The organism is Methylomonas sp. BG-2, assembly GCF_057766305.1.
This window is the reverse complement of record NZ_JBYMAP010000127.1, coordinates 1-12,405: the sequence shown is the minus strand read 5'-3', so window position 1 is coordinate 12,405 and position 12,405 is coordinate 1. Positions and strand designations below refer to the sequence as shown.

Annotated in this window: 13 protein-coding genes; 1 reads left to right on the top strand and 12 read right to left on the bottom strand. The window is 53.5% G+C overall.

Annotated elements, in window-relative coordinates:
• Nucleotides 1-16: 16 nt before the first annotated feature.
• From xerC to AC3B8H_RS13125, 10 genes are all read right to left on the bottom strand, one after another.
• Nucleotides 17-925, bottom strand: coding sequence for a tyrosine recombinase XerC (gene xerC / locus AC3B8H_RS13170; RefSeq protein ID WP_488442003.1), 909 nt, complete (start codon nt 923-925; stop codon nt 17-19).
• Nucleotides 922-1,602, bottom strand: coding sequence for a DUF484 family protein (locus AC3B8H_RS13165; RefSeq protein WP_488442002.1), 681 nt, complete (start codon nt 1,600-1,602; stop codon nt 922-924). The genes xerC and AC3B8H_RS13165 overlap by 4 nt, the downstream gene beginning before the upstream one ends.
• The gene (gene dapF, locus AC3B8H_RS13160) at nt 1,599-2,429 is read right to left on the bottom strand and encodes a diaminopimelate epimerase (protein WP_488442001.1); all 831 of its coding nucleotides are present in this window, start codon (nt 2,427-2,429) and stop codon (nt 1,599-1,601) included. Before dapF ends, AC3B8H_RS13165 begins: the two co-directional genes overlap by 4 nt.
• Nucleotides 2,430-2,437: 8 nt before the next feature.
• Nucleotides 2,438-3,685: a diaminopimelate decarboxylase gene (gene lysA, locus AC3B8H_RS13155; protein WP_488442005.1), complete on the bottom strand. Its 1,248-nt coding sequence runs from the start codon at nt 3,683-3,685 to the stop codon at nt 2,438-2,440.
• A 10-nt stretch (nt 3,686-3,695) separates the two neighbouring features.
• A complete protein-coding gene (lptM, locus tag AC3B8H_RS13150; protein WP_488442000.1) occupies nt 3,696-3,812 on the bottom strand; it encodes an LPS translocon maturation chaperone LptM in 117 nt (38 codons plus the stop codon).
• Between the two features lie 111 nt (nt 3,813-3,923).
• Complete coding sequence (locus AC3B8H_RS13145) at nt 3,924-6,170, bottom strand: type IV pilus secretin PilQ (RefSeq protein WP_488441999.1); 2,247 nt, start codon at nt 6,168-6,170, stop codon at nt 3,924-3,926.
• Between the two features lie 2 nt (nt 6,171-6,172).
• The gene (locus AC3B8H_RS13140; protein ID WP_488442004.1) at nt 6,173-6,733 is read right to left on the bottom strand and encodes a pilus assembly protein PilP; all 561 of its coding nucleotides are present in this window, start codon (nt 6,731-6,733) and stop codon (nt 6,173-6,175) included.
• A gap of 2 nt (nt 6,734-6,735) precedes the next feature.
• The gene (locus AC3B8H_RS13135; protein WP_488441998.1) at nt 6,736-7,347 is read right to left on the bottom strand and encodes a type IV pilus inner membrane component PilO; all 612 of its coding nucleotides are present in this window, start codon (nt 7,345-7,347) and stop codon (nt 6,736-6,738) included.
• A complete protein-coding gene (locus AC3B8H_RS13130; protein WP_488441997.1) occupies nt 7,344-7,916 on the bottom strand; it encodes a PilN domain-containing protein in 573 nt (190 codons plus the stop codon). Before AC3B8H_RS13130 ends, AC3B8H_RS13135 begins: the two co-directional genes overlap by 4 nt.
• Nucleotides 7,916-8,977, bottom strand: a complete 1,062-nt coding sequence (locus AC3B8H_RS13125) for a pilus assembly protein PilM (RefSeq protein ID WP_488441996.1) — start codon at nt 8,975-8,977, stop codon at nt 7,916-7,918. Before AC3B8H_RS13125 ends, AC3B8H_RS13130 begins: the two co-directional genes overlap by 1 nt.
• Nucleotides 8,978-9,239: 262 nt before the next feature.
• Here AC3B8H_RS13125 and AC3B8H_RS13120 point away from each other — a divergent pair, with 262 nt between their 5' ends.
• Nucleotides 9,240-11,525 carry a penicillin-binding protein 1A gene (locus AC3B8H_RS13120; protein ID WP_488441995.1) on the top strand — a complete coding sequence of 762 codons (2,286 nt, stop codon included), beginning with the start codon at nt 9,240-9,242 and terminating at the stop codon, nt 11,523-11,525.
• Between the two features lie 82 nt (nt 11,526-11,607).
• Here the strand turns inward: AC3B8H_RS13120 and rpmE are convergent, their stop codons facing one another.
• Together rpmE and AC3B8H_RS13110 are read right to left on the bottom strand one after the other, a co-directional pair.
• Nucleotides 11,608-11,808, bottom strand: coding sequence for a 50S ribosomal protein L31 (gene rpmE, locus AC3B8H_RS13115; protein ID WP_082885273.1), 201 nt, complete (start codon nt 11,806-11,808; stop codon nt 11,608-11,610).
• A gap of 155 nt (nt 11,809-11,963) precedes the next feature.
• The coding region (locus AC3B8H_RS13110; RefSeq protein WP_488441994.1) for a histidinol dehydrogenase at nt 11,964-12,405 on the bottom strand (442 nt) is incomplete at its 5' end.

Here is a 12,405-nt window from a genome sequence, read left to right as displayed (position 1 = left end):
GAGTTCGCGTCATCTGTCAATTATTTTTCACCTTTCGCGCTCTTGGGTGCGCGTTGTCGTAAACGTCCGCCAAATAGCGAAAATCCAGATGGGTATAAATTTGAGTAGTTCCTAAGTCGCTGTGTCCTAATAACTCTTGAACAGCGCGAATATCGTGACTGGCTTCCAACATGTGACTAGCAAACGAATGTCTAAACATATGAGGGTGCAAATGCTCAGCCACACCTTGCTTCTTACCCCACTTATCGAGCCTGTACTGTACGCTCCGAGGACTTAAGCGATTACCTGTTGAACTTACGAAAAGAGCCTGACAATCCGAAGCCGGCCTGGAATCAAGCCATTGCCGCACCGCCAACACCGCACAAGCACCAATAGGCAAAGACCGCTCCTTACCGCCTTTACCGAAACGCACCCTTAGCATTCCACTGTACAAATCAAGGTCACAAACATCCAGACCGACCAACTCACTTAACCGCAGACCGGAGGAATAAATTAGTTCGAACATCGCCAAATCTCGAATCTCCAATATCGAATCCGGCGAAACACTGAGCAAACCGCACATTTGGTCAACATCCAGCACCTTGGGCATTTTTTGCTCGGCCTTCGGCGCACGAACCGACAAAGCCGGGTTCTGGTCGAGAACCCCCATCCTCACCAAATAGCGATAATACCCACGTATCGCGGCCAGCTCGCGTTGCATTGTCTTGGCCACCAGTCCGCCACGGTGTCGATCCGCGATATAATGGCGAATGTTTGAGACTTTAACCTCACACACCGGTACCTGCTTTTGCTTACAGTAATCAACAAACCGCGTTAAATCGCGCTGATAGTTTTGCAGGGTATTCCGCGCCAACCGCCTCTCGGATGAGAGGTAATCGAGATAGGCTTGTAAAACAACGTCAGATGACTCATCCACACCGGTCATTCCAAATGCGGCATTAGCGAGATTAACCGAGTACCAACAATCTCGCCCATTTGAGTTAAAAAAAGACTTCCCAGACTGTAATGGAAACGCCCTTCATCGCGGCTTCCGATAGCCAGCAACCCTTCCAATTGGGTATACATCATCGGAATGATTGCGCAGGACTTAACCTCTGGCGCTATATCCCCAAACAAGAACTTAGCTTGAGCCAGGGTCGGCCGACCACATTTGGGCTGCTCTCCGGACATTTCAACGGAAAACAGCTTTAACCCTTCGTCGTCAGGCGAAACAAACAATTGCCCGATGGGACTGTCGGCGTATTCCCGGATAATCTTAACCGCTACAAAATCGGTCAGAAAACACTCCGCCAGCACTTCACTTAAGTTCGCCACGACATCCTCGAGTGAATTTGCCTCCAACATTGCCAGTGTCAATTCATGCATGCGCCCAAACGAAGCGTCATTTTCCCTGGCGATTTCGATCAACGCGGTCAGTTGATTTTCCTGCTCCTGGTGTTTAACGCGAAAAATTTCCAATTGCTTGGCAATCAATGAAACCGCATTTCCGCTAGGATGCGGAATCCACATGTTTTCCAGCAACGACAGATGGTGTTGAAAAAAGTCGGGATGCTCTTTTAAATACGCTTCCACTTGCTGATCGGTCAATGTTTCACCTGTCATAACTCAATTTGCCCCTCGTATACGGAAACGGCGGGCCCCGTCATATAAACGGGATGGCCGCGCCCTTGCCAAGCGATCTTTAACAACCCGCCCGGCAAGCGCACGGATACCGTCCGTTCCAACAGACCTCGCTCAATTCCCGCCACCACCGCCGCGCAAGCACCGCTACCACACGCCAAGGTTTCGGCCGCGCCTCGCTCATAAACGCGGAGATTAACACTCAGTCGATCCAATATCTGCAGAAAGCCGACATTGACGCGCTCGGGAAACAACGAATGATTTTCCAGAACTTTCCCGAGCGAACTCACGGGAGCCGAGTCAATATCCTCCACAAAAATGATCGCGTGAGGATTACCCATCGACAAAGCGGAAAACGTTACCGGATCTCCGTCGAGAATGACGGTGTATACCGACGACTCGTCCGGCATCAATAGCGGAATTTGCTTGGGCTCAAACCGAGGAACCCCCATATTCACGGTGATATCGCCGTCCTCGTTCGCGTTCAGCACTAGCTGACCGGCGTCGGTATCGACCACGATAGCGCGCTTCGCGGTTAAGCGTTGATCCAGTACGAAACGAGCGAAGCAGCGCGCGCCGTTCCCGCATTGCGCCACTTCGCTGCCATCGGCATTAAAAATCCGGTATTTAAAATCGGCATTCGCACTGACAGGCGACTCGACCAACAATAATTGATCGCAACCCACGCCAAAGTGCCGATCCGCGATAAAACGAATTTGCCGCGTATCCAGTTCTACAGCCTGACTGATGGCATCGATAACCACAAAATCATTGCCCAGCCCCTGCATTTTGGTGAAGTGAATGCGCATGGTTTTCTTTAAGGCAGTATTTGTTCGCCGGCCCAGAGCATTTCGACAGGTTCTCGCCGCCGAATCAGATGACAATGATCGCCATCGACCATGACCTCCGCAGCCTTGGGGCGGGAATTGTAATTTGAACTCATCGTGAAACCATAGGCTCCCGACGATCGCACCGCCAGCAAGTCGCCTTGCCGCAAACCCAAGCGACGCTCCTTACCTAGAAAATCGCCGGTCTCGCAAACCGGACCGACGACATCCCAAACCTGCTCCGCGGTACCGGCGTCGGCGCGCACCGGGATAATGTCTTGCCAAGCGCTATACAATGCCGGCCTGATCAGGTCATTCATCGCCGCGTCGACGATTGCGAAATTTTTGTTCGCGGTCGGCTTTAAGTATTCAACTCGAGTCACCAGGATTCCGGCATTGCCGACGATTGCTCGGCCCGGTTCGAGCATGATTTCGATGTTCCGATCGCCAAGGCGACTTAACACGGCGGAAATATATTCACCCGGCTCCGGAGGCTGCTCGTCGCGATAGCAAATTCCCAAGCCACCGCCCAAATCCAAATGTTCAAGCACAATTCCATCGCCAGCCAATTGATCAACCAATTCCAGTACTTTATCCAACGCATCCAAAAACGGCGAGGTTTCGGTCAATTGCGATCCGATATGACAATCAACGCCTACCACCCGAATATGAGGCATCCGAGACGCGCGACGATATTCCGCCCGCGCGCCAGCAATGTCGATACCGAATTTATTTTCCTTTAGCCCGGTCGAAATGTAGGGGTGGGTTTTGGCATCCACATCGGGGTTGACACGGAAGGACACCGGCGCAATCACGCCCAACTCTCCCGCAAGCCGATTGATCCGATCCAATTCGCCGCTAACTTCAACATTGAAACAGCGTATCCCAACTTTGAGAGCGGCGAGTATCTCGTCTTCACGCTTGCCAACCCCTGAAAAGACAATTCGATTCGCCGTGCCACCAGCCTCTAAAACACGCCGCATTTCACCTAGCGACACGATATCGAAGCCCGACCCCAGCCTGGCCAGCAGATTGAGGACCGCCAGATTGGAGTTCGCCTTTACCGCGTAGCAGATTAAATGCCGCCGCTCCTCCAAAGCCTGATCGAACGCTCGCCAGTGGCGTTCCAATGTCGCTCTTGAATAGACGTAGCAAGGCGTTCCGTACTCTGCCGCAATTTGATCGACAGGAACGCCTTCGGCATAGAGCAAGCTCTGCCGATAATTAAAAAAATCCATGGATTGGTCACTATTTGGGTACGTAGATAGGCGGCGGACTGTCCGGATGATACAAGGGCCCGGTTTGACCGCAGCCCTGTAACCACCACCACCCGAATACAACAACTAAAAGCCGAAAGACAACCATATGTTTAGAGATCAAAAATCAACGCGAACCAATATAACATAGGCTACCCGCAAATATTCACAGGCCGTTCGCCGCGTGGACCTGGGTCCACGCCCCAAAAACAGGTGCTGATTATTTGATCGTCAACGATTCCTTGACGACTTTCGGCGTAATAAACACTAACAATTCCTTCTTGTTGTCGGTCTTGACGGTTTTCTTGAACATCCACCCAACCACCGGCAAATCGACCAACCAAGGCACGCTATTGTAGGAATCTTGGACAGTGGATTCATAGATACCGCCAAGCACAACGGTCTCGCCGTCCTCTACTTGCACCTTGGTTTTCAACTGGCGGGTATCGATGGGCACCGTGGAATTGCCGCCGGTTGCCAATGGCGTGCCCGGGGAATCTTTTTTGATATCCAATTGCATGATAACGCTGCCGCTTGGGGTGATTTGCGGCGTTACGCTAAGCTCCAAAACCGCATCGACCAATTGTGTAACGGGACCGGTCGCCTGGCTCTGAGTCTGATAGGGAATTTGCACCCCTTGCTTGATCGATGCCAAAACCCGATCACTGGTCATTACTCGAGGATTCGATACCAGCTCCCCCTTGCCATCGTCTTGCAACGCACTGATTTCCAGATTCAACATGTAGTCGGCACCGCGAGCCAAGGTCATGGCCAGGGAACCTCCGCTGGAAGCGGCAAGCGCGGCACCCAAGTCTGACAGAATTTGCGAGTTTTCACTGGTTTCGGCACCGGAAGCGGTGAACCCGTATTGCTTGCCACCACCCGCGCCGCCTTTATTGGCGACGCCGAACTTGGTTCCCAAATTCTGCGCGAAACTGGTGTCGGCAATCACTATCCGGGATTCAATCAACACTTGTCTAACCGGCACATCCAACAACTTAACCATTTTGTGAATGTCCTCCATCGCCTTCGCGGTATCCTTGACGATCAGCGTATTCGTCCTGGCATCGACGATAGCCGTACCGCGCGGGGACAATAGACGCATGCTGGTAGCAGCGCCTTGGCCGGCAGCGCCAGACTGACCGCCCGCGCCGCTTCCGCCGCCTCCACCGCCGCCGCCACAACCGCCACTGCTCCCTGATGAGCTGCCAGCCGCGCCGGATTGTCCACCCTGCGAACTGTTGCCGACCCCCATCAACACGCCGCAAATCTCCCCAGCTTTCGCGTAATTGATTTGAATATTTTCGGTTTTCAGCGGCTCCAACTCTTCGAAGATTTTTTTGGAATCCAACTCTTCCTGTTCGATTTTCATGATCTCCGCAACGGGAGCTACCATCACCACATTGCCGCTTTGACGTTTAGCCAGCCCCTTGGATTTTAGAATCAGCTCCAACGCCTGATCCCAAGGCACGTCGTTTAAGCGCAAGGTCACGTTGCCTGCTACCGAGTCGGCGGCGATGATATTGAGTTCGGTGAAATCGGCCAAAATTTGCAATACAGACCTAACCTCGATGTCCTGGAAATTTAACGACAGCTTATTGCCGATATAAGGAAATTTTTCCTTTTGTTGCGCCTCTTTCTCGGCGGGTGTCAATGGACGGAATTCTACCGTCAACAGATTGTCGGCTTGATAGGAGGAATATTCGTAATTTTCATTGTTCGGGGTAATCGTCAACCTGACGTTTTCGCCCTTCGGCAACGCTTCGATCTTTTGCACGGGCGTCGCAAAGTCGGAGACATCAAAATTCTTGGTCAATGCGTCCGGCAACTTGGTGTTCAAAAAGTTGAGGACCACCTTGCCGGCGTTCTGCTTGGTATCGACCACCGTATTCGCATTCGACAGCCCCAACAACAAGCGCCCCTCTCCGTTGGGCCCACGTCTGAAGTCGATAGTTTTAATCGTTTGTTCGGGCAAAAATTTGCTGACGACCGAATCCTTGGCTGTTTGCTTTAACGGCGACGCCTGACTGACTGACGCAACGGTGGCGGCCGACTTTAGGACCAAATAGAACTTGCCGGTGTCCGCCTTGATTTCATAAGGGGCCTTCTCCACTAGATTGACCACGACGCGCGTCCTACCCGAGGCCTCCACAGCGTAAACCGTGCCAACCGCGCCTTGGTTGATTGGAAAGCTTTTCTTGGCCAGATTGCTCTTGACTCCGGCAAAGTCCAGCGCGATCCGATTTGGATTATCGGTTTCGAAAATTTTCGGGGTCACCGCCTCACCGACCATATCCAATTGAATTTGCACCTGATTACCGGCCAGCGTCGAAAACTCGAGGTTGTTGATGGCGGCATCCTCGGCGTTCGCCAGCGATAGGCTGGACAACAAGGCCAACCACAACGGCCAGGCGAACCACCATGCGCCGGTGGATTGAGATTCTAAGGTGTTTCGTAATTTCGCCATGTTTATAACCCTTTGTCGCCAGCCAGCGCTAATGAAGTCGGTTGTTCGCGCCACGCACCCGGCTTATCCGGAACAATTTCCATCAACTCAATTTTGTCGTCAAGAATACGAATGATCTTGCCGTAATTCTGGCCCAGGTGGTTACCTACCTGAACCCGATGTATCGTGCCGTCGCGAGCCCGTACCAACCCCCAAAACCCTTTCTGGTCTCGCAAGGTACCGACCATCCGCAAGGAATCCAGCGGATAGGCTTCCAACTCTTCCTTCCGCCGTTCCACATCGGGCTTGACGCCGGTCACGCCGGATACATCGATACTATCCTCGCTGTCCTTACGCTCAATCGGCTGAAAAGGATCACGCAGTCCATCCGGTTTAAAGATAAAGGATTCAACCACCTTGATTTCCGGCAATGGCTCAATCGCCCCTTTGGGCCTGGCCTTGATTTCCTGAATGTATTTGTTCAAATCACTGAAGTCGTCGTTATCGCAGCCCGCCAGCATCAGTAGCGCCATGCCCGCTAAACAGGCGCCAGACCATTTGGACCTAGCCGTCCGAATTCCCATCATCAGCCTCTCCGTCGCTTGGCGGGTTGGCCCTTACTAGCGCTCTCGCCCTCGTTGTAGGTCTTGATCGTTGCGTTCATCGTCATCATGCCTTCCTTGCCCAGCGGCGTCATCACCACGTCGTGAACGGTGACGATCCGGGGCAACGATGCCAAACCACTGACAAATAATCCTAATTCCTCGTATTTGCCGACGACCTGTATCGCTATGGGTAATTCAGAATAAAACTCGCGGTTGACTTCACCGCTCGGTTGAAACAATTTGAACTCCAAGCCGCTGGCCAATCCGGTTTGCGATATATCCACCAACAAACTGGCCACTTCGGCCTTGGTCGGCATTTGTTTGAGCATCTCGCCCAACGATGCCTCGATCTGATCCAATTGATCCCGATAATCCTGCAAATTCACGGCCTTTTTTTGCTTGGTTTCGAATGCGGTTTTCAGACTTTCTTCCTGCTTCTCGAGCGTATCGAGCTCTTCCAGTTGCGGCACCGTCAGCAAATAGACGCCGATGCCGCCGGTGATCAGCGCAATCAGTAAAATGGCGATCGCTTTTAACGGAGTCGGCCAAGTTCCGGCCGCATTGACATCCCAATTGATTTCGGAAAGATTCATTTGCCCGCACCTCCCGCCGGCTTGTCGGTTTTCCGGCCTTGCTTTGCCGTCAGCGTGAAGTCGTTCATTTGTCCGCCTGACTTACCCTCGCCTTTAATCACGGTCAGCACCGAACTATTGATCCACTGCGAGTTGTCGATGGCCCGCATATAGGCCGATACCCTGGCGTTCGATTCGGCCTTGCCGACCAAGGTCAAGTCGTTGCCCGCCTGACTGAATTTATTCAAGTTGATACCTTCCGGCGTCGTCCTGGCCAACTCGTCGAACAAATGCACCACTTCCGGCCGACTTTCTTGCAATTTTTGGATCACCTCGATTTTGGTCAGCAATTTATTCTTCTTGTCCTCAATATCCTTGATCTCCTGTATTCGCTTATCCAAGATCGCGATCTCGTTCTGCAACAAAGTATTCCGGCGGGTTTGGTACTCCTTCAATCCTTCGATATAGAGATAAACCAAACCCAAAATTACGCAAGCCACCGCCACACCCGCACCGATACCGGCGACGAATTCCTGTTGTTTCTTTTTTCTTAATTCTTCCCGCCAGGGCAGTAAATTGATTTTGGCCATTAGTCGAAACTCCTTAGCGCCAGGCCGCAAGCGATCATCATCGCCGGAGTATCGTTATTTAAGCTCTGCGGCTTAACCTTATTGGACAGAGCCATGTTGATGAACGGGTTGGCGATGTAGGAAGAAATCCCCAAATCACGTTCAACCAATTTGTCCAAACCGGCTATCGAGGCGCAACCGCCCGCTAAAATCAACGCATCGACATCCCGGTTCGCGCTGGAAGACACAAAAAACTGTAACGATCTGGCTATTTGTTGCAGCATGGCTTTTTTGAAAGGTTCCAGAACATCGCTTACGTAGTTGTCCGGCAGACCGCCATGTTTTTTCGCCAGTCCGGCTTCTTCGTAAGAAAGGCCGTAGCGGCGCTGAATTTCCTCGGTTAACTGCCTGCCGCCAAAGCCTTGTTCCCGGGTATAGACCGTCTTGCCGTCATGTAGAATATTCAGCGAGGTCATCGTGGCGCCGATATCGGCTATGGCAACCGTCTTGTGCTCGACGGCTTCGGGCAATTGATCGGCTAATAATTTAAAGGCGTTTTCCATCGCGAAGGCCTCGACATCGACAACCACCGCCTTCAACCCCGCATATGCCAAGGCCGCCACCCGGTCTTCGATATTTTCGCGCCTGGAAGCCGCCAACAATACGTCGACCATTTGCGGATTTCCTTTAGTGGCGCCCTGCACTTCGAAGTCGAGGTTAACCTCATCCAGAGAGTAAGGGATGTACTGGTCGGCCTCGACCATGATTTGCTCTTCCATTTCAGCGTCCGACAGCGACGACGGCATCGATATGATTTTGGTCATAACCGACGAACCGGCCACCGCCACGCAAGCGTGCTTGGCGCGGGTTCCCGATTGCTTGACGGCGCTCTTGATCACGCTGCCTATTTGCTCTACGTTAGTAATGTTCTTGTCGACGATCGCGTCTTGCGGTAGCGGCGCGACCGCATAGCTCTCGACTTTGTAACGCGCGCCCACCCGGCTTAACTCCAACAATTTTACCGCCGCAGTGCTAATATCCACACCGAGCACAGCCGATTGACCACTGCTAAACCAGCTCATGAACAAACCCTTACCAAACATTGAAAGTCAATTCGGGAGCAGCGCCGCAACGCACCACCCGATTAAAGCCGAAGTATAGATAGATTTTTTGATTTTCACACATTTATGACAGCGAGTTATAGAACATACTTTAAGTTGTTCCTGAGATCTTATACGCTGACATTCGCCGATTTCCGGTAAACGCCAAACATCCCCGCCGCCAGTGCCGTTAAAACAGCCCGCCAAACCGAAGTCATTGCTCAAGACCCTGTTCAAATGGCTGATGTTAATAATCTTCACATTGGTCGGCACCGTGGCGGTGGCTTGCTACTACTTTCTGCTGGAGCTTGATAAAGAGCTGCCGGACATATCCCAGCTCGACAATGTCCAATATCAGACGCCAATCAACATCTACAGTCGCGAGGGCTTGCTGATCGGCCAATTCGGCGAAAAACGCCGCATCCCGATCGAAATCGCCGAAGTCCCGGAACGCCAATTGCAGGCCTTCATCGCCGCGGAGGACGACCGGTTTTACAAGCATGGCGGAGTGGATTTTAAAGGCCTGGCTCGGGCCGCGAATCGCTTGATTTCGACCGGACAAAAGCGTCAAGGCGGCAGTACCATTACGATGCAGGTTGCCAGGAACTTCCTGTTGAGCAATGAGAAAACTTACCTGCGCAAGTTAAAGGAAATCATGCTCGCGCTAAAGATCGAGCAGCGCTACTCAAAAGACCAGATACTGGAACTTTATCTCAACAAAATTTACATGGGGCAACGCGCGTATGGCGTGGCCGCTGCCGCGCAGACCTATTACGGCAAGGAGCTTCACCAGCTCACGCTGGCCCAACAGGCGATGATCGCCGGCCTTCCCAAGGCGCCGTCGATTTACAATCCGTTATCGAACCCGGACCGCGCACTGCAGCGGCGCAATTACGTCCTCAGGCGCATGCTGGAGCTTGGCTATATCGGCCAGCGCGCCTACGATACCGCGCTGAGCACGAGCGACGACGCCGCCCAACAACCGACGGGCATAGGCATGCAGGCGCCCTATGCCGCGGAAATGGCTAGACAGGAAATCATGGCCAAATACGGCGAAGACGCCTATACGCAAGGATTAAAAATTTACACAACCGTCAGCCAAGAGTTTCAACTTGCGGCTGATCGCGCCCTGCAAGCGACGCTACACGAATATGAAGAACGCCACGGCTATCGGAATTTCCCTCATACCAATAATCGGGAGAACGGCGCCCCCCTCATCGGCGACGCCCATCAAGCCATCGTCACCGGCTTGACCGATAGCGGCGTGAAGGCCAAGCTCCACGACGGCACCGACATCGAACTGGCTTGGGAATCGGTGAACTGGGCCAAGGCAGCGGCGAAAACACCCCGGGAAAGCCGCGATTTTCTTAAAATCAACGACTTGATTCGGGTAAGACAACTCGAAAACCAAAGCTGGGCGCTGACCCAGCTTCCCACAGTGGAAGGTGCTTTCGTGGCCTTAAACCCCGATGATGGCGCCATACTGGCTCTGGCCGGCGGCTTCGATTTTTACCACAGCAAGTACAACCGGGCGACCCAGTCCAAACGACAACCCGGCTCGGGATTCAAGCCGATCATCTACACCGCCGCGCTGGAAAAGGGCTATACACCCGCCAGCATCATCAACGACGCGCCAATCGTGATAGAAGACCCCTCACAGGAAAACGACTGGCGGCCTGAAAATTACAACCGGCGCTATCTAGGCCCCACTTCGTTGCGAGTGGCGCTGCGGGAATCGATCAACTTGGTTTCGATACGCTTGCTGCAGGAAGTCGGCATCCCACACGCCATCGACACCGCCCAACGCTTCGGATTCGAGAAGGAGCAACTACCAACCACGTTTTCCCTCGCGCTGGGCAGCGGCTCGGCGTCGCCACTGAAAATGGCGACCGCCTATTCGGTTTTCGCCAACGGCGGGTTCGCGATTCAGCCCTATTTAATCGAGCGCATCGAAGATCATGAGAATCGGCTGCTGTACTCGGCAAAACCGGCAACAGCCTGCCCGAACTGCGCGACAACCGGCGAAACTCGGCCAAATCCGGCGGCGCGGGTTATTTCCGAGAAAACCAACTTCTTGATGAACAGCTTGCTGCGCGATGTGGTGCAGCGCGGCACCGCTACTCAAGCCAAGCAACTGAACCGAGGGGATTTAGCCGGCAAGACAGGCACAACCAACGCGCAACGAGACGCGTGGTTTAATGGATTTGCGACCGGGATTGTTGCGTCCGCATGGATTGGGTTCGACAACTCCGCGCCACTCGGCCACGGCGAAACCGGCGGCAAAGCGGCCCTGCCGATGTGGATAAAATTCATGAACGCGATACTACACCACTTTCCGGAAAAACCGCTGGCGGTACCGGAAGGCATTGTGCAGGCCTATATCAACCCCGAGGACGGCTTGCTACTGCCGCAAGACCAAAAAGGCGGCATTTGGGAATATTTTGCGAAGGAAACCGCGCCAACAACCATGTCCACACCCAAGCTTGAACCTGAGTTTGAGGATTTCAGCCCGGAAGAAGCGCTGTTTTAACTGAAAGAGGCCGGCGGAAAGCCTTGCCAAACATCGGCGAACCGTCGGCAAGCGGACGAATACCGCTTACCGAGGCTCAAAATTACTTGCCGAATTTCTTACGGAATTTATCGACCCGGCCGGAAGTATCGACGACACGTTGCTTGCCGGTGTAAAAAGGATGGCAAGACGAGCAGACCTCGATATGCAGGTCATTACCTAAAACCGAACCGGTTTCAAAAGTGTTGCCGCAACCGCAGGTGACTGTAATTTGTTTATATTGAGGGTGGATTTCTGGTTTCATAGCACTCACATACCCGCTCGGGGCCACTTAACTTGATAGAGAACCACTTATGATACGACGTAATTGCAACCCACGCAACCCGCTGCCGCCAGTCGTAGAGGGCAATGTCATCGCACTAACCGTTTAACGCCCCCTGCGGAGCGCCCATCACTGGCTCAAACCCTAAATTCCGCCGACCTCGCGTGCGCCGTCAAACTTTCCCCGCGCGCCAGTACCGAGGCAATCTTGCCCAGATTTTGCGCGCCGGCGGCGGAGCAGTTGATCAGGCTGCTGCGTTTTTGGAAGTCGTAAACGCCCAGCGGCGACGAATAGCGGGCCGTGCTGGAAGTCGGCAAGACGTGGTTGGGTCCGGCGCAATAGTCGCCCAGCGCTTCGGCGGTGTAGCGCCCCATGAAGATCGCACCGGCGTTGCGAACCTTGTCCGCCAGTGCTTCCGGGTCCTCGACCGACAGCTCCAAGTGTTCCGGGGCGATGCGGTTGGCGACCACGGCCGCTTGGGCCAAGTTGTCGACCTTGATGAAGGCGCCCCGCCCCGCCAACGAGGCGCGGATGATGTCGGCGCGCTCCATCGTCGGCAGCAATTGATTGATGCTGGCT